The following is an 18,735-nucleotide window of genomic DNA, read 5'->3' on the forward strand; positions in this document are numbered from 1 at the left end:
CATGCTCCTAATCTATAAAATTAACTTTTTCTAAAAGGTAATAAATAATTTTTTTAGACTCTGTAATAACAGAGGCATCTGCTGTCATTCCAACCTTCACTTCTGCCTTTTCACCTTGTTTATTAGAGAGCTGTTTAGTTTTCAAAGAAGCTTTTACAGAATAGTAGCTCATGCCATTTTCCCCTACAGAAGAATCCGAACTAATTGAAGTAATTTCTCCAGTCAAATAGCCAAAATTTTGTTTTGGAAAAGCACTAAAATGAAAATTAACATTATCCCCAATGCGTATTTTTCCTATCTCTTGATTTGTTACAGCTAACATCACTTTGTATTCAGATTCATTATCAGGAATGATTGTTAAAATCGTTTCCCCAGATTGCACAAATTCCCCTACATTGATTTCCTTCACAATATTAATAGTTCCCGTAGTCAAGGCTGTAATCGCCCCATTATTTAATGCTATCTCGAGGCGCTCGATATTTTCTTCTATAGCTTTCTTTTTATTTTCCTCTACTTCTAACAAATTATTGATTTCTACAAACTTATCAAGCTTAAATTTATCTAAAGCTACTTGTTCACCTTGATTTAATAAACCTTGTTGATTGTTCATGCTTTGAATATTTTTATTTAGGTGTTCTTTTTCTAAATGTAACCCTTCATTATTCACCGTTAAATCGGTCATTTTGTTTAAGTTTGTTAAATCAGCTTGCACTTGCTGAAGTTGCTTTTCTAATTGCTTAATATTCGTATCTAACTCAAATAATGTCTTATTCTCGAAGCTTTCTAGCTCGATTAATGCATTTTCATACTGTGTTTTTTCTTTGTCGAGTTGAACTTTTGATACAAAGCGTTCGCCAAGTTCAAGTGAACGATCGTACACCTTTTTATAATCTTCAGCAGCAAGAGTTAATTGCTCTTTATTTTTTTGATAACCGATTAACTGTGCATTACGTACTGTATCACTTGGTTCCAGATGATTTTCTGACGTTACAATAGATTCTCTTAGTTTATTTTCGTTATCTAAATCAAATGTCAGTTGATTGATTTTTTCCTCTAATGTTGCTACTTCCACTTCATATCTATTTGTTTCATTTTTTAACGTTCTTTCATTTTCAAGTATATTAACATCAACTATTTCACTTGATTGCTCTAAACTTCTTCTTTTTTGTTCAACATCAATAGAAGCATTCTCAAAATCCAATTGTAATTTATTGTAATCAACTATGTATTGATCTACTAACTCAGAATATCGATTCTCCTCCGAGCGTTTAAAAAGATTTTTCTTTGCCTGAATACTTTCCTTATAAGTATTCAATAAAGTTAATTCTTTTTTTATTCCCTCAAGCTCTGCTTTTCTATTCTCTAACTCCTTCAAAACTTCAGCCTGCTCTATTGAAAATAAAGTATCTCCTAACTCTACCCTTTGCCCTTCCTTTACATACACCTCTTCAATTTTGCCGAAAAGAGGTGCCTGTACAGTGTGTATTTTTTCATTAGGGCGAACTATACCATTTGCCTTTGCGACTACATCCATCTCTCCGAAATAGCTCCAAATTAAAGCTCCTATAATGATTACCACTAGTATAGAAATGAACATCGGTACAAATGGATGTGGCTTAGACTCTAAAATTTCACGACTATCAGTTAATTCATTTAAATTATTTATTTTTACTCTCATTTGCCATCACCTTAATTAAAAACTAGCTCTTGCTGTTTTTCATTATCCGTCATTTGATTTTTCCATAGTTCATAATATCTTCCTTGGTTCTGCAACAATTCTTCATGTGTGCCAATCTCAATAATTTGCCCTTGCTCTAAGACACAAATTTTATCGCATTTTTTGATTGTGCTCAGTCTATGAGCAATTAATATGGTTGTAATGCCTTGGCAGTAGTCATCAATCATTTCAGATATTGCCTTCTCTGTTACCGAATCCAAATTGCTCGTCGCCTCATCTAAAATTAGTATGTCAGGCTTTTTCAAGATAGCTCTTGTAATGGATAATCGCTGTCTTTGTCCACCAGATAAATTAGAGGCATTCTCCTCTAGCATCGTACTGTATCGCAATGGCAATGTATTAATGAAATCGTGTGCCTTTGCCATTTTGGCTGCTTCAACAATATCTTCCAACGTAATCTCATCACCTGTTCCAAGCGATAAATTTTCTTCAATTGTGCCACTAAAAAAGAAGCTTTCTTGGGAAACATATGCCACCTTTTCACGCAATTGATGAAAGTCTAAATCTTGAATATTATTGCCATCAATTAAAATTTCACCTTTCTCAGGCTGATAAAAATTGAGCAATAGCTTAGCTAATGTAGTTTTTCCAGAGCCACTTTCTCCAACAAAGGCTATTTTTTCACCCTGTTTAATGGAAAGATTTATATCTTTTAAAATAAGGCTTCTTGAACCATATCTAAAGTCCAGTGCTCGAATGTCTATATCCCCTTTTAAGTGTTGAGGAGTCATTCTTTTTCCTTTATGCTTATCCTCTTCAGTTTCTAAATCTAGTATTTCTCCTAATCTTTGTGAAGCAACAACAGCGGATTGAAGCATCGGCTGCAAATTCACTAAGTTTTGTAAAGGGGATAAAAAATATGCTAGTAAAGCATTAAAGGCAATTAACTGCCCTGCTGTCATCTCACCTTTCAGCACTTGATAAGAGCCTATCCATAAAATAACAGTACCACTTGCTAAGCTTAAATAATTTTTTAATGAGTTTTGATAATTATCAATTAATCCATGCTTGAAAATACTTTTTAAAAACTTAATAAATCTCTTCTCTAGCTCAGCATTTACTGTTTTTTCAGCATTGTACGCTTTCAATGTTTCAATACCATTAAGCGATTCAACAAGATATGAAGTCAATTGTGCATTATCCTCCATTTCTTTACGATTAATATTTTCATACGCCTTTTTGAATGCCCAAACAATTAGAATATAGATTGGTACAATAACAAGCGTAACGCCAAATAAAAAGGTACTTTGTGCATACAGTATAGCAGCTCCAACAACCACCATAATTGTATCTAAGACGATAGTTAAGGTAGCCCCTGATAATGCCTCTCGTACCTTGGATGCATCCATGAAACGCGAGACAATTTCCCCAACCTTTCTTGTACTAAAAAAATTCATTGGTAATTTTAAAACATGATTGTAATAGCCCAAAATAAGTGAAATATCAAGCTTTTGACTTATATGCAGTAAAAGATAATTCCGAAAGGCGTCTAATAAAATTTGAAATGTGTAAAGTATAAGCACGCCTAAAGAAATAAAATGCAATGACTTCTCTAGATTAAATACAAGAATCTCGTCTATTAAGAATTGAAAATAAAATGCTCCTGCAATTCCTAGCAACGTATATAAAATAGAGCCAATAAAAATTTGAAAAAATAAGCTTTTTTGTGGCTTTAATAAATGCCAAAATCGTGAAATTAATCCCTGTGTTTCGTCACCTTTTTCAAAGTTAGTAGCAGGTGCAAGTAGTAGCAAAATGCCTGTCCAAATTTGAAAGAATTCCTCAGGTGTATATTTCACAATTCCCTTTGCAGGATCTGCAATAATGACTTGTGTTTTGGTGATTTTATGAATAACAACATAATGTAGAAATTGATTATCAATAACACAATGGGCAATTGCAGGTAATGGAAATTCTTGAAAAAAAGCTGTCGCATCTCCCTTCACAGCTTTAGCTGTAAACCCAATCTCTTCAGCAGCTTTTATTAAGCCAAGTACATTCGTTCCCTGCTTATCAGTACCTGCAACTTCCCTTAATTTTGAAATTGGCACTTTTAAACCATACTGTTTTGAAATTGTTGCTAAACAAGCAACACCACAATCCTTCTGATCGTGTTGCTTGATACAAATATATTTTTTAAACATCTACTTCTATCCCTCTACTCTTATTAAATTAGTTGAAGTAAGAAAATCAATTATGCCTTTAACCTACTTGTAAAAGCACTTTTGTTTCTATTTAAAGACTTAGCTTCATTCAGTGATTGTTTAAACATTCTATGAAGCTAAATAGAAATAAGTATTTATCCCTACATCTATAGAGCTAAAGATTTTCTACTTATTATTTATTCTTACCTCAAACTATTTTTACTTGAAGTAGACCAAAATACAATTGCGTGATTCCGCATAAATAACATGCGGAATCACGCAATTGCTAATGCGGAGGGTGGGTGTGTATAGTTTTGGCTAGAGGCAGATATCACTATCCTAAAGGATACTTTGTCTTCAAAATAAATTTTAGGGAGGTTTTAATTTGAATAAGTTAGGAACTTTAGAATTTAATTCATCTTTAGATGAATTAAATCAAACAGAATTGATTGAAGTTGAGGGTGGGGCTGTATCTGCTCTAACAGTTGCGGGACTTGTTGGTGGCGGAATTGTTCTTGTAAATGAGGTTTGGAAATTTTCTGGCGGATTGGTTCAAGGTTTCAAAGACGGTTTTTCTGGTAGATAATACATTTAATTAAAAAGGGGAGTTTAACATGGATTCTAAAAATTTTTCTAGCTTCAAAGAACTAACAGATCAAGATCTTTTACTAGTAGAAGGTGGTTTCGATATCTCAACAGACCTTGGATATTTAGTAGGGAAAGTCATTGGTAGTGCATTTAATCCAAAAAATCTAAAAAATTTAATTTTAGTTTAATTCTAGTTTATCAACTTTACTATTTACTCGCAAATAGTAAAGTTGATAATTTAAATGGAGAGATAAACCCCATTTTAAGGAATGACAGTATTAAAAAGCTTAATTAGAGTCATACGCCTAAATAGACATCTCTTTTCCATATATCGTTCAGGATTAAATAATTATCTGAAATACACCATTTTAATATATTTAAAATGAATAGAGAAAAATTATATTTACATAAGCTTTCTTACTAACATCTTTTGGTTCTAAGTTTGCTATAAATGAAGTTGTATAAAATCTAGATATACTTAATTATTCAAATAATGCTAGATTCAAAAGTAGGTGATTTTATTGAAAGCAAAAATAATATTATATTTTATACTGATATACGGAATCATTGGAGTTATATATACCTTGATAACTGCGGGAAGGTTTAATTGGTCCCCTTTTATTTTATCTTGTTCGGCCGCTTGTCTTTTATGGACTATTAAATTTAGGGAGCAGTAAAACCCTTTAAATTAAATTTTATTCATTGATGGAAGTGCCTACTTATTTGTATATAGCACGATACGCTTAGAGCAAATCAAAGTGTCACTAGGTAGTATGTTATCTTTATTAATGGTCTCCATAATCACCTCTATATTTGCCATTCTAGAAAGAGATTATTTCTTTATTATACTTTATTCAACAGGATTTTTGATAAGTTTTATTTCAAGTATAGCTATATATAGAAAGTATAGAGTACTTCAGAAGCCTTAGTTGTAGTCTCACTAAAAAAGGCAAGGAGCTATCTGAAAAAGTAGTAACTTTTCGGACAGCTTCTATGTGAGGGAGTTGTATATATGGTTTTGGATAGAGGTAGATACTCACTTTCAAAATGAAATCCAATAGTATTTTATTCCTTAGATGCTTTATTTGAAAGAAACCTAAATTAGTAATACAATACATTTATACACAAAAGGGATGTATCCATTAGAATTATTAATATAAAAATAATGATAAGTATAAATTGATACTAAAACTTTAACTAGATAAAAATCTTCTGAAATCTAAATTGCCCAATCTATTTTGAGAAGGAGACTCCCACTAAAATCATGGGATTCTCCCCCTCAATCTAATAAAAAAACAATACTTACTCAATAATCGTATACATACTACATTTCATAAAATTACACACTATCAAAAGTAAATAACAACATGGAGGGATTACATTGAAAAGAAAATTATTATCCACGTCTTTCGCTATTATTTTAGCGACATCTGCGCTTTATCCCGCATCTACACAGAATGCGCTCGCAGCAAATGACAATATTATAACAGTTGCGCAAACAGAGAGCCTAACAGCCAACACATTCCTTGATATGGCTGTTACTGCTTTGACATTCCAGCATAGCTCTGAAACGATGCGTCAACAAATCATTAATGAGTGGGTACGAGAAGGTGAATTGGCTAATTTAAGTGCTGAAATTCAACGTGATGAAATTGCTCGCATTTTGGTTAGAGCTGTTGGACAAGAGAAAGAGGAAAAAAGCTTAGAGGATTATCGCAAAAAGGCAGAGGAGCTTGCTTTATTTGCTGGCATTACAAGTGATACATTTTCCAAAGAGGATGCCGTAAAAGCGTTAAACAATGCAAAAAATATTAAAAATAAAGTAAGCAATGAAGCAGTAGCAGAAATTGCTGTCGAAGATTTCGTGAAAAATCCCGGAAATTTTGCTTATGAGCTTTCGCCAGATGGTCAATACATTACATTTATTTCTGGTTGGGAAAATCGCGCAAATGTATTCGTCAAAAAAATGGGCGATGATAGTGAGCCAATTCGTGTAACAAGCTCGACAGATCGTGATATTGCAGGATTCTTCTGGAAGGATGAAACATTGCTTTATTTCAAAGACAATGGTGGCGATGAAAACTTCCATATTTACTCATCTACTTTTAACGGCCATACAGAAAAGGATTTAACGCCTTACCCAAATGTCACTGTCAACATTCTAAATGGTTTACTTGACGTAAAAGACGAAATCTTAATTGCCATGAATAAAGAAGATGCAACAGTATTTGATGTCTATAAATTAAATGTGAAAACAGGAAAATCAACGCATGTTGCAAAAAACCCTGGTAATATTGTTGGTTGGTTAGCTGATAGTAAAGGTGCTATTCGCATTGCCGCTGTTTCTGATGGTGTTGAAGGAACTATCCTATATCGTGAAACAGAACAAGAGGAATTCAAACCATTTATTGAGGTTCAGGCTGGAGATACAGTACAAGCACTAGGCTTTTCAAAAGATAATCAGCACATTTACGCTACTTCCAATGTCGGTCGTGATAAAGTAGCCATTGTTAAATATGATTTACAAGGTAACGAAGAAGTCGTATTCTCAAACGATGATGTAGATGTAGCAGGTATTTTACACGATAGCGCTAAGGACAAATTTTTATTTGGCACATATGTTACAGACAAAGTGCATTATGAGTTTTTCGATGAAGACTTTGAGCAGTTATTCCGCAAAATTCAAAATAAACTAGGTGTACAAGAAAGTGAACTAGGTATCAATGATTACAATAAAGAAAAAACAAAATTTATTGTAAGTGTTTCTAGTGATACGGTATATGGTAAGTATTATTATTACGATTCATTGACAGATGAATTGACGGAATTAGCTACACTTGCTCCGTGGTTAGAGGAAGAAGCTATGGCAAAAATGCACCCTATTTCTTATAAGAGTCGTGATGGTTTAACAATTAATGGTTATTTAACTTTACCTAAAAATAAAGAAGCAAAAGATCTACCATTAATCGTTAACCCTCATGGTGGTCCATGGGCACGCGATATATGGGGCTTTAACCCAGAAGCACAGCTTTTAGCAAATCGTGGCTATGCTGTATTACAAATAAATTTCCGTTCTTCTACCGGCTATGGTAAGGAGTTTTTACAGGCAGGTAATAAACAGTGGGGTTTAAAAATTCAAGATGATATTACGGATGGCGTTCAATGGGCTATCGACCAAGGTATTGCAGACCCTGAGCGCATTGGTATTTATGGAGCATCTTTTGGTGGCTATGCTACATTAGCTGGTATCACATTCACACCTGATTTATATGCTGCGGCAGTAGATTATGTAGGTGTTTCAAACATCTTCACATTGCTAGACACAATTCCTCCATACTGGGAAACAATGCGTCAGCAATTTTATGAGCGTGTAGGTCATCCAGAAAAAGATAAAGAATTACTAACGGCAGTTTCACCTGTTTTCCACGTAGATAAAATTAAAACACCTTTGTTTGTTGCACAAGGTGCCAATGACCCACGTGTAAATCAAGCTGAATCTGATCAAATTGTTCAAGCATTGCGCGCAAGAGGCGTAGATGTTGAATACATGTTAAAAGATAACGAAGGTCATGGCTTTAATAATGAGGAAAATCGCTTTGAATTTTATAATGCCATGGTTAAATTCTTTGATAGTCATTTGAAGTAGTCATAAAAAAATCGTAGGGAAGTGTAGACTCTCCCTGCGATTTTTTTATATCAAATTAACTTTAATTCTACCGCTTTCACTATAGCATCCGCGCGCGTACTTACATTTAACAACATATAGATTTGTGATAAGTTGCTTTCAATTGTACGTTGTGCTAAGTCTAATTCAAGTGCAATAGCTTTATTTGTATACCCTGCTTTAACTAACTCCAAAATTCTCTTTTCACGCTGATTCAACTGTAATTTCTTTTTCGTTGATCTTTGTGGCTGTATATAGTCAATAAAGTTTTTCGGCAAGAGCACTTCATTATTTATCGCTGCATAAACTGTCCGCAGAATCGTATCCTTTGTAGCTGTTTTCGAAACAACATTGTCAATTTTCTTCTCAAAAATCAGTGAATAATAATCCTCCACTTTCTCGCCTGTATACAAAATAACGATCGCTGTTGGATATTTAGCTCTTACCTGCTCAGCAAGCTCTAAACCATTACTCGCACCTAAATTAATATCAAGTAAAAATACATCATACTGAGTACCTGCAAGCACTTGAGGAAATGCCTGCACATCAGCCAATATGTCTGCAACAATATCTGGCACGTCGCCAAAAATTTGTTTACTGCCCTCTAAAATCAGTGGATGGTCATCTACTAATAATAGTTTAATCATTCGTATATTACTCCTCTATTTTTATACGTATATGCATACCTTCATCTGGTGCAGATGTCAACTCAATCAAGCCGTTATATGCATACACGCGCTCTTTCATCCCTTGTAGCCCCATTGAATTTTTCAGCCCTACTTCAGATAAATCACAGCCTATACCATTATCAAAATAGACTAATTCAAAGCCTTGTGACGTATTGGTTAGCGTAATTTTGACGTAGGTTGCTTCTGCATGTTTTAACGCATTATTTAACATCTCCTGGATTGTGCGGTAAATTAATAGTGGCAGTTCCAGTGAATCAAGTACTACCTCCTCTATTTCATGGATAATGATAAAATCCGCTTGTTCCTCTACTTCTATGAATAACTTATTTAACGCTACGTGCAAACCTTGCTTATCTAGCAATGGTGGCTTTAATTGCTCGCAATACTGACGCAAATCAGCATTCAATTGGATTAAATATTCTCGATGACGCTCAATTAGCTGTATATCCATTTGTGCAATATCTAGCTCTCGTATTAAATACAGCTGCTGTTGTAAAATCGTGTCGTGTAGCTCTTGTGCAAGCTGTGCTTTCTCATTTTCGAGCTGTATCCAAACGAATTTTTTCAGCCATGCTGGAGAACCTTGTTGCGACATATCTAGTTGCTCAATAAGCCGCTCGACAAATTGCGTATTATCAATGAAATTACTAACATACATCAATAATAACTCCAAGCTTAATAGCTCTTCCTTATTTAAATAAATTCCGCCATCATTTTCAATCGTTACAATATATTTTTTGTCCAAAGTTTCATGTAAACAGCCAATATAGCGCCGCTCCACCTTTTTCACAGTACCTAACTTCAAGCTTTCAATTATTTTGGGACTTGCCACTATTTCCTGCGCTCCATCACTAGCTGAATATATATGCACTTCAACATGGCTTACAGATAATTGCTGTGCCAATGCCTCACTAAAGCGCTTTAATAACTTATCAACTGAAGGCATATTCTTAATATGCTCAATTGTTTTATAGACAAAATGCACATAATCGCCTTTAGGTGAATATAAAATTTTGCGGCTGGCATAGTCTATTCGTTCTTTCAAATAGAGCATCGCAAAAATAACGATAAATAATAAAAGAAAGCTTTTAAAAACATCTAGTTGCTGTATATCCAGCATAAAATAAAGACTTATTGCAACGACACTAGAGGCAACTAGAGAAAGTATACTATAGTAGCGTATTTTTGAAATTTCATAATCAATATCAAACAAGTAATCTGGTAATTGTGTGACTAATAATAAAATGGGAATCAAAAGTAAAACTAAGAAACAACTAAGAGCACTAAATATATACTGATTAAATAACAGCAACGGTAATGCATAAAACAATAGCATTGGTATAAGAGGTCCAACTAAACAAAGTAACAATGCTAATAGCTGCTTTTTTTTAGTTTTTATATATGTGACTAGTAAAATAAACAATGTGTAGGCAGTAAGCACCAACATAATAATTAAAAGAAACTGTGTATTCCATTGATAAATAGCGGGAACGACTTTTTCTAACAACATCAACATACAGCTTATAATCAAAAAACCATATAAATAAATAGGCTTTATAATTAATGCATGCTCTATGTTTAAGTGTCGCAAGTAATTAAGAAGAAAATGCAGTAGTAAAATGAGAATTACCACGCCCCCAATACTCGAAATAAACATTCCGACACTAGAAAGGTGCGCTGTTGCCCCGATACTGCCGAATTCTAATGCAGTGGTTAATATAAATAATGTAAAAACCATAAAGGAATGAAAAGAATCTTTTCGATTAAAATATAAATAGATACAAACTATTAAACACATTATATAATAAAGAAGTGGAATCAATATAAAATAAAGAAGTTGGGGTTTAAAATCGCTATAGGTGATTTCAATAAACTTTTTATCGCCCTGCGCATTTTGGATTAATATGCTACTTACTCCTTTAATCTTAGTTATATCATCCATTATTTGCTGCTGATTAACTTCTAATACTATATCCCCTCGTTCAATATTGTAACGTGCAGCCCAATCAGTATAAGTAAAATCTTTTATAATCAATTGATGCTGAACTCGTTCCACACTAACATCAATAACGGGTGTCTTTATAGTAATCGTTATTAAATAAAGAAAAATAATTGTATAACAAACGATCACTCCCCAAAAAACTCCGTTGTGTCTATTCATTGCTTATTGTCGCCAACTATAGGAAAATACTTTCATCGGCCCTTTCATCGCCTCAGTAATCGCCTGTTGCTCCCATTTTGAAACACCCACAAGTGATAATTTATCTTCTTGTAATAACTGAACTAATTGTGGATTCTCTTTTAAATATTTAATTAATTTACTCACCATAATAAAATCTCCTATTCTATAAATGTTTTTAAATAAGTTTTGTCCGCATGGCTAAATGGCATCGCCTCTACCATATGTAATGCCTTATACTGGTATATATTTTTTATAGCGAGCGCATAGTTAATTGCGCCACTTTCTAATAATATTTCTTTAAAATATGTAGTATCTATCTCCTTCTTTGAGCCTTTATAGTAATTTCTCAAAATATCTGCATATTGTTCTGGCTGTTCCAATAAATAAATGATTGGCAACGAAAGCTTTCTATTAAGCAGATCATTTTTCTTTTCCCATGATTTCAAGCCTTGAATATCATTTAATATTTGTTGAACTACACCAATGCATATTGAGTATTCAGTTACCCTTTCATCCACTTTACCTATCGCTAGGCTAACACCTATCGAACTACTTAGTGCTATTAATGCACCTGATTTAGCCTCCGTCATTTTTAGATAAGATGCCTCATCCTTACCATAATTACGAATATCGAGGTACTGGCCATTAATACTCTTCAATGCAAAATTATATAACACCTGTATTGCTTGCGCCCTGTATGGAAAAGTACTTTCTTGAATACATTTCACTGTTAAAAATAGCATTGCTAAAACCGCATTCATTGCAATTACAGGGTCTTGGCACCATAGATAGTCTGCATCACCATCCTGTAAATCGTCTATTATATCGAAGCTTAATATTAATAATTCAACAGCCGCGGCAACAAAAATAATACGTTCATCCGCTTTTTGTTGTAAAAACGCTTGATAATGCAGCACACAAAGTTCCCCAAAAGACATGGAGTAATCCTTCTTCTCATTTATATAACTTAATAGAGTTGTTTTGAAGGACTCTTCTATATTTTCTAACAAGATAATTTCTTTCATTTTCTCTACTATCTCATTTTTATATGCCAACTTTATCAACCACCTTACTACGAAATTATAGTACCATTGTCTTATGATTGTATCAAGAGAATAGAGTATAATTCATCATTTTATATATTAATTTTCAAATTATGGGCTGTATTTAACAATTATGTGGCAGCCATCCATAAATAATTGGTGGAAAATAGCACGTCCGCTACGGAATCACGCAATTGTTAATGTGGTATATGCAGTGCTAAGATGAAATTAACTCAAAGATAAATAAATTAAATCTTGTAACAAACAATTAAAATGAAATTATTACATGGGAAGTAATTGAAGATGCAGTAGTAACTCCTGCATGTTATCCTGCATATAAATGTATGTCTCAGTCTTCTCTACCTGTTAACTATGAGTTATATTACAGCAATCTAGACAGATCGCTAGGCATATATCTTGGTGGAGTTGCAATCGGTGCCGCGGGATTTATTCCTAGGATGGCTGCTGCCTCTTTTTAAGCGCTGTTGGTATAAGTGCTAAGGAAACATTTTCTGGTTATTTATCTTATAAGGTGTATATGAAGAGAAGTACTAAATCTGGCGTAATCGAGGATATTATGACTGTATATTACGAGAATAAAGATTTTACAGGCAAAACTAAAAATGTTTATAGTAGCTTTTAATTAGGGGGGATTCTTATGAGAAGCTATTGGATTTTTAACATACTTATCACTTTATTATTCATAGTTTCTACAACACTCTTCTACAGAGTTGGATTTAATAAAACTGGTTTTATGTTTTATTTAGGTGCCACAATATTTTTAGTTATCTTGAGTAGTATTAACTATAAGGTTAATTATAAAAAATGAATAAGTAAGTTTTGTAAGAAGAACGTAGTTAAAAGTCTCCTGATACTTTTAACTACGTTTTTTATTGTCTTATTATTACATTAGTGTTACTCATAATTGCAACTCTAACTTCTTCTATTCTTCATCCACACATAAAGAAATCCAAACGCCGCAGCCAGCCGAACCATTGAACTTATATTCATTGCAATATTCATCGTAAATGTTTCGAGTAACCAAATACCGATTTGCGGTGCAATAAATGCGATAATTGCTAGTAATACATTGTAGCTTGTAATACAATACGTTCGATTTTCCTTCGGTGAATTTTCTAATAGCAAATTAAATAAAATTAATGTCGTGCCTGATACGAATAAGCCTGATTGTACCGACATCAATGTTAAATATATGAGATTTGTTGATAGTGACATTGCAAATGGCGCTACCGCCATTCCGAAAGCAACCCAAACAAAAACTCTCATATTGCCATACTTTTCTGACCATTTGCGCCATAATGGGAAGGAAAAAATTTGTGCCAGCATATTTGCCGCGCTAAACATACTAATCCAAAAAATTGTCGCCTCAGCATAGCGCACATTATAAATATTAAAAAGCCCCCAGGCAATTTGCCAGCCAAAATTAAAAAGTAGAGCTACAAATAAAAATCGTACATAATTAGAGTCTTTGAAAATTCCCCAATTCATAGCCTTATTTCGTTCCTTTTTCTGTACAGGCTCCCCTTCCTCATGCTTTAACAAAAAATAAACCTCTAACAAGCCAAAGCAAAAGGCGATTGAAAATAAGAGCTGGTAAGCAAAGGTGCTATTCGTAGCATCTCGCATAATAATGCCAATTGATAATGTTGAAATAAGCCCTACCATTGTTAGCAAGCGATTGCGATCACTAAAAAATTGCCCACGCCTTCTATCTTCAATAATATTACCGATTAATGCTTGCCACCCCATAGTTGCGGTCGTATTAGGAATACTCATCAGCGCAATAAGTGCTAATAATGCCCAGGCAGCAATTGATTGTGGTATGTACGCAATAAATATTAATAACATAAAAACTAGCCTTGCCGTTAGCACGGAAAAAGCAACAAGCTTCTTTTGCTCTACCGCCTTATTCAATAGTATTGCTGCAGGAACAGTCATCAGCAATGTAACTAAAGGCGGAATGGAGCTAATTAAGCCTACTTGATAATTGGTTGCCCCTAAAATCGCTATCGAAAAAATCGGAATATAATTTGCTGTAGTATTAGCAGCAAGCGTGGAGGCCATGCCATGATAAATACTCATTTTCTCATTATATGTTTTCATCTAAACGCTACTTTCTATTATTGTTAATTTGATTATAGCGAATGTCAGCTACTACACAACTACTTTCAAAATAAAAACAGCAAAAGCTGTATGGAAAGTAGTACGTTAGCCTACTTTCCATACAGCCTTAAATTATTAGTCAAATAATGTACTTACTGATTTATTTTCATAAACACGAGAGATTGCATCTGCCATTAATTTTGCTACAGAAAGCTCTTTAATTTTTGGCGATTTCTTTTCTTCTGATAGTTGGATTGTATTTGTTACAACTAATTCTTTAATTGATGAGTTCTCGATACGCTCAATTGCTGGACCAGATAATACAGGGTGTGAACAGCAAGCATAAACTTCCTTCGCACCAGACTCCATTAATGCGTTCGCACCAATTGTAATTGTACCAGCTGTATCAATAATATCATCAATCAAGATACAAATTTTCCCTTCAACATTACCAACGATATTCATTACTTCAGCAACATTTGGCTTCGGACGGCGTTTATCAATAATCGCGATTGGTGCTTTTAAGCGCTCCGCCATTTTACGTGCACGCGTTACACCACCATGGTCTGGTGATACGATAACCACTTCATCTGAATTGAAGCCTTTTGAACCGAAATAGTCAGCAAGCAATGGTACTGCTACTAGGTGGTCGATTAAAATATCGAAGAAACCTTGAATTTGTGGTGCATGCAAATCTAACACGATAACGCGTGTTGCACCAGCTGTTTCTAATAAGTTTGCTACTAATTTTGCAGTAATTGGCTCACGTGCTTTTGCTTTACGATCTTGACGAGCATAGCCATAGTAAGGCATTACAACATTGACAGTACGTGCAGAAGCGCGCTTAACTGCATCCACCATAATTAAAAGTTCCATTAAATGTTCATTTACAGGTGCAGAAGTTGACTGCACAATGAATACATCGCAACCACGAATACTTTCTTCAATGCTAATTTGAATTTCTCCATCACTGAAATGTTTTACAGATGATTTACCTAACTCCACACCCATCTCTTGTGCAATTTCTTGAGCAAGTGGATTGTTTGAGTTTAGTGAGAAAAGTTTTAGTTTTGAGTCAGCGTAATGATATGGCATGATGCCCTCCTGTTTATATATATATTATTTTAATTTGTTCATATAACCTAATTTATTTTCCTGTCTAGCACGTGCAATTGCTAGTGCATCTTCAGGCACTTCTTTTGTAATCGTAGAGCCTGCTGCAATAAAAGCATTTTTACGAACCGTTACTGGCGCAACTAGATTCGTATTGCATCCTACGAATACGTCGTCTTCTATAATTGTTTTATGCTTATTTTTACCATCATAGTTAACAGTAATAGAACCACAACCAACATTCACATTTTTGCCAATTTCAGCATCACCAATATAGCTTAAATGCGATACTTTTGAGTCATCATTAATTTGGCTTTTCTTCACTTCAACAAAGTTGCCGATTTTCACATGATTGCCAAGTGTAGACTCAGGGCGAATATGCGCAAATGGACCAACTGCTGCCTCTTCACCGATTACGCTACTTTTAACTACAGAGCTATGAATCGATGTGCTGTTACCAATCTGGCTATCTATAATATGACTATTTGGCCCGATTTGGCAGTCTGCACCAATTACTGTATTACCTTCAATAATTGTTCCTGGAAGGATTATTGTGTCACTACCGATTTTCGCATCTGCACTAATATGTGTCGTTATAGGATTGATGATTGTTACACCATTACGCATATGACGCTCGTTAATACGTGCGCGCATTAATTCCTCTGCTTGTGATAAGGCAAAGCGATCATTAATACCCAGCGTTTCATTAAAATCCTTTGTCACATAAGCCGACACGATTTCCTCTTGCTTTTGCAAAATTTCAATAACGTCAGGTAAATAATACTCACCTTGCGCATTATCGTTGTTTACAAGCTTTAATGCTTCAAATAATAGCTTATTATCGAAACAATATGTACCTGTATTAATTTCCTTTACAAGATGTTGCTCTGGCGTTGCATCCTTGTGTTCTACGATTTGTGCTACTTGCCCGCCCTCATTACGAATAATACGTCCGTAGCCTGTTGGGTCCTCGGCAATAGCTGTTAAAATTGTAGCTTTCGCATTTTGCTCACGATGGTAATCAACTAAAGCTTTCATCGTTTCTGGTCGTATTAACGGCGTATCACCACATACGACAAGTGTTATTCCTTCAAGCTCACTTAAAATGCCTTCTGCTTGCTGAACCGCATGTGCTGTCCCTAGTTGCTCAGCCTGTAGTACATATTCACTTTTATCGCCTAGTTGCTCCTGTACCTTTTCAGCACCATGACCAACTACTGTTACAATACGGTTTACGTCCAGTGTTTCAATATGGTTAACGACATGCTCTACCATTGGCTTCCCACAAACAGGGTGTAGTACTTTATATAATTTGGACTTCATACGTGTTCCTTGACCTGCAGCCAAAACGATTGCATAAATATTTGTCATATAAGTCCTCCAATTTAACTCTAAGTCTCATATTGACTATATAGTAAATCATCGTGTTTTTCAAGGTATAGTGACTTGACAAAACGATGACATAATTAAGGCTGTAAAGAAATATTCTTTTCCTTACAGCCTCACTAGTTTCACTTATAGCTTTACGCGTTTGCTTGCTCAAGCTCTAGCGTATCATCTTCACTGGACGCATGGTATGCAGCTAATACGCTTTCTTGAATTTTGTTGCGCGTAGTCGACTTAATTGGATGTGCAATATCACGGAACTCACCGTCTGGGGTACGTTTACTTGGCATTGCCACAAATAAACCCGTATTGCCATCTATTACGCGAATATCATGTACAACAAATTCGTCGTCTAGTGTGATGGAAGCGATAGCACGCATACGCCCTTCTAGTTGTACACGTCTTAATCTTACATCTGTTACTTCCATTCTTTCACCCCCTCAATCTAAGATGCCTATGTTGGAATATAATATTCTTTTTATAGAATATTAATTCCTACTTTAATAGTACTAAACTTTTAAAATATTTCAAATATTAAAAATATTTATATTGGAATTTTGTAATAAGTGAGCAAAAAATGTGATAATCGATGGTTTTAATATGTAATATATACCATGCAAAACACCGAATTTAGTCTATTCTGAGCCTAACAAAAAAAGCTACGAGAAAGTCTTTCTTCGACTTTTTCGTAACTCCTATAGCGATTAGCTTATTTCACTAATGCAATAACTTCGATTTCTACCTTCACATCTCGTGGCAAACGTGCAACTTCAACAGTTGAACGAGCTGGTTTGTGCTCTCCAAAGTGAGAAGCATATACTTCATTCAATGCTGCAAATTCATTCATATCTTTAATAAATACTGTTGTTTTGACAACTTGATTTAGCGAAGAGCCTGCTTCTGCAAGAACTGCCTTTAAATTTTCGAATACTTGATTTGTTTGGTCAACAATATCACCATCAACTAACTCGCCTGAAGCTGTTAATGGAATTTGACCTGATGAATAAAACATATTGTTGACAATCATGCCTTGTGCATATGGTCCAATTGCTGCTGGTGCTTTTGCTGTTGATACTGTTTTCATTTACAATCTCCCCTTTTGAAAATAATTGCCCTCGCTAAGTTCAATAATACGATCCTTCTCATTTACTTCATGTAGCTTAACTAAAGAATAATAATCATCCACTAGTCTTTCATCCGCATGCTCCGCTTCAACTAAAACGGCAATGCCTGCTAGCTCACATTCAAATTCCTCAAGTAAGCTTTTCATACCATTTACCGTACCGCCTACCTTCATAAAGTCGTCGGTGATAAGTACACGTTGCCCACTTTTCATGCTACGTTTAGATAAAACCATCGTTTGAATACGACGCGAAGAGCCTGATACATAATTAATACTCACTGTTGAGCCTTCAGTTACTTTGCTATCTCGACGAACAACAACAACTGGCACATTTAAATGACGTGCTATCGCATGTGCTATGGAAATACCTTTTGTTGCTACTGTCATAATAACATCGATTTGTTGCTCAGCAAAGACACTTGCAAATACTTTCCCAACACGATTCATAAAGTCTGGATTACCAAGTAAATCCGTCATAAACAAATAGCCACCTGGCAATAAACGATCTGATTGCCCTAACTGCGTGATCAACTCTTGAATAATATCTTTTACTTCCTGCTCAGACATTTTCGGGATGTATTTCACCCCTCCTGCTGCACCAGGTACTGTTATTAAAAGCCCGATTCCCTTCTCCTCAAACGTTTCTTTCACAATCGTTAAATCCTCACTAATAGAAGACTTGGCCGATTGATACAAATCCGAAAAGTAAGTAAGGGGGATCAATTGGTGGGGATGTTCAAGCAAGTAGTATGTCATATCGACAAGTCGTTCACTACGCTTCCATTTCATAGTATGACCCTCTCCTATCAATTACGCCCCAGCTAACTAAGGGAAGTTAACCGAAAACCATTATGTCCCGTAACCATGGTTAACTAATCTGCGCAATGCAGCCCTCTTTAACAATCTTTTACATCCGCTGGAGACTTTATCTTCATTCAGTG

15 protein-coding genes are annotated in these 18,735 nt (G+C 34.7%); 3 read left to right on the top strand and 12 right to left on the bottom strand.

All coding sequences use genetic code 11. The annotated features are described in order from the left end of the window. Positions 1 to 7: 7 nt before the first annotated feature. Positions 8 to 1,678, bottom strand: coding sequence for an HlyD family efflux transporter periplasmic adaptor subunit (locus TY13_RS18665; RefSeq protein WP_042479075.1), 1,671 nt, complete (start codon positions 1,676 to 1,678; stop codon positions 8 to 10). 11 nt (positions 1,679 to 1,689) lie between these two features. Further along, positions 1,690 to 3,882: a peptidase domain-containing ABC transporter gene (locus TY13_RS18670; protein ID WP_042479077.1), complete on the bottom strand. Its 2,193-nt coding sequence runs from the start codon at positions 3,880 to 3,882 to the stop codon at positions 1,690 to 1,692. Positions 3,883 to 4,267: 385 nt separating this feature from the next. Between TY13_RS18670 and TY13_RS18675 the strand changes: the two genes are divergently transcribed. From TY13_RS18675 to TY13_RS18680, 3 genes are all read left to right on the top strand, one after another. Continuing rightward, positions 4,268 to 4,468 (top strand): hypothetical protein, encoded by a 201-nt coding sequence (locus tag TY13_RS18675; protein WP_042479079.1) that lies wholly within the window; start codon positions 4,268 to 4,270, stop codon positions 4,466 to 4,468. 28 nt (positions 4,469 to 4,496) lie between these two features. Next, a complete protein-coding gene (locus TY13_RS20790) occupies positions 4,497 to 4,658 on the top strand; it encodes a hypothetical protein (protein WP_154661645.1) in 162 nt (53 codons plus the stop codon). Between the two features lie 1,193 nt (positions 4,659 to 5,851). Next, a complete protein-coding gene (locus tag TY13_RS18680; RefSeq protein ID WP_052344388.1) occupies positions 5,852 to 8,116 on the top strand; it encodes a S9 family peptidase in 2,265 nt (754 codons plus the stop codon). Between the two features lie 50 nt (positions 8,117 to 8,166). Here the strand turns inward: TY13_RS18680 and TY13_RS18685 are convergent, their stop codons facing one another. The 10 genes from TY13_RS18685 to purR form a co-directional block, all read right to left on the bottom strand. Next, positions 8,167 to 8,781: a response regulator transcription factor gene (locus tag TY13_RS18685; RefSeq protein ID WP_042479081.1), complete on the bottom strand. Its 615-nt coding sequence runs from the start codon at positions 8,779 to 8,781 to the stop codon at positions 8,167 to 8,169. Between the two features lie 7 nt (positions 8,782 to 8,788). Then, positions 8,789 to 10,954, bottom strand: coding sequence for an ATP-binding protein (locus TY13_RS18690; protein WP_042479082.1), 2,166 nt, complete (start codon positions 10,952 to 10,954; stop codon positions 8,789 to 8,791). A gap of 33 nt (positions 10,955 to 10,987) precedes the next feature. Then, positions 10,988 to 11,152, bottom strand: coding sequence for a competence pheromone ComX (gene comX, locus TY13_RS20795; RefSeq protein WP_326586623.1), 165 nt, complete (start codon positions 11,150 to 11,152; stop codon positions 10,988 to 10,990). Positions 11,153 to 11,163: 11 nt separating this feature from the next. After that, the gene (locus tag TY13_RS18695) at positions 11,164 to 12,060 is read right to left on the bottom strand and encodes a polyprenyl synthetase family protein (protein WP_230199482.1); all 897 of its coding nucleotides are present in this window, start codon (positions 12,058 to 12,060) and stop codon (positions 11,164 to 11,166) included. 921 nt (positions 12,061 to 12,981) lie between these two features. Next, the gene (locus TY13_RS18700) at positions 12,982 to 14,172 is read right to left on the bottom strand and encodes an MFS transporter (RefSeq protein WP_042479083.1); all 1,191 of its coding nucleotides are present in this window, start codon (positions 14,170 to 14,172) and stop codon (positions 12,982 to 12,984) included. Positions 14,173 to 14,307: 135 nt separating this feature from the next. Further along, positions 14,308 to 15,267 carry a ribose-phosphate diphosphokinase gene (locus TY13_RS18705; protein WP_042479084.1) on the bottom strand — a complete coding sequence of 320 codons (960 nt, stop codon included), beginning with the start codon at positions 15,265 to 15,267 and terminating at the stop codon, positions 14,308 to 14,310. 24 nt (positions 15,268 to 15,291) lie between these two features. Next, positions 15,292 to 16,656, bottom strand: coding sequence for a bifunctional UDP-N-acetylglucosamine diphosphorylase/glucosamine-1-phosphate N-acetyltransferase GlmU (gene glmU, locus TY13_RS18710; RefSeq protein ID WP_042479088.1), 1,365 nt, complete (start codon positions 16,654 to 16,656; stop codon positions 15,292 to 15,294). Between the two features lie 152 nt (positions 16,657 to 16,808). Next, a complete protein-coding gene (spoVG, locus tag TY13_RS18715; protein ID WP_042479090.1) occupies positions 16,809 to 17,099 on the bottom strand; it encodes a septation regulator SpoVG in 291 nt (96 codons plus the stop codon). A 281-nt stretch (positions 17,100 to 17,380) separates the two neighbouring features. After that, a complete protein-coding gene (locus TY13_RS18720) occupies positions 17,381 to 17,755 on the bottom strand; it encodes a RidA family protein (protein ID WP_042479091.1) in 375 nt (124 codons plus the stop codon). Then, positions 17,756 to 18,583: a pur operon repressor gene (gene purR, locus TY13_RS18725; RefSeq protein WP_042479092.1), complete on the bottom strand. Its 828-nt coding sequence runs from the start codon at positions 18,581 to 18,583 to the stop codon at positions 17,756 to 17,758. Between the last annotated feature and the right edge of the window lie 152 nt (positions 18,584 to 18,735).

It is taken from the genome of Bacillus ndiopicus, from assembly GCF_000612805.1.
GTDB lineage: Bacteria > Bacillota > Bacilli > Bacillales_A > Planococcaceae > Metasolibacillus > Metasolibacillus ndiopicus.

Excerpts from the sequence above, each read along its gene's own strand:
- TY13_RS18700 (WP_042479083.1), bottom strand. The coding sequence starts at position 14,172 with ATGAAAACATATAATGAGAAAATGAGTATTTATCATGGCATGGCCTCC.
- comX (WP_326586623.1), bottom strand. The coding sequence starts at position 11,152 with ATGGTGAGTAAATTAATTAAATATTTAAAAGAGAATCCACAATTAGTT.
- TY13_RS18685 (WP_042479081.1), bottom strand. The coding sequence starts at position 8,781 with ATGATTAAACTATTATTAGTAGATGACCATCCACTGATTTTAGAGGGC.
- TY13_RS18705 (WP_042479084.1), bottom strand. The coding sequence starts at position 15,267 with ATGCCATATCATTACGCTGACTCAAAACTAAAACTTTTCTCACTAAAC.
- spoVG (WP_042479090.1), bottom strand. The coding sequence starts at position 17,099 with ATGGAAGTAACAGATGTAAGATTAAGACGTGTACAACTAGAAGGGCGT.
- TY13_RS18720 (WP_042479091.1), bottom strand. The coding sequence starts at position 17,755 with ATGAAAACAGTATCAACAGCAAAAGCACCAGCAGCAATTGGACCATAT.
- purR (WP_042479092.1), bottom strand. The coding sequence starts at position 18,583 with ATGAAATGGAAGCGTAGTGAACGACTTGTCGATATGACATACTACTTG.
- TY13_RS20790 (WP_154661645.1), top strand. The coding sequence starts at position 4,497 with ATGGATTCTAAAAATTTTTCTAGCTTCAAAGAACTAACAGATCAAGAT.
- TY13_RS18670 (WP_042479077.1), bottom strand. The coding sequence starts at position 3,882 with ATGTTTAAAAAATATATTTGTATCAAGCAACACGATCAGAAGGATTGT.
- glmU (WP_042479088.1), bottom strand. The coding sequence starts at position 16,656 with ATGACAAATATTTATGCAATCGTTTTGGCTGCAGGTCAAGGAACACGT.
- TY13_RS18665 (WP_042479075.1), bottom strand. The coding sequence starts at position 1,678 with ATGAGAGTAAAAATAAATAATTTAAATGAATTAACTGATAGTCGTGAA.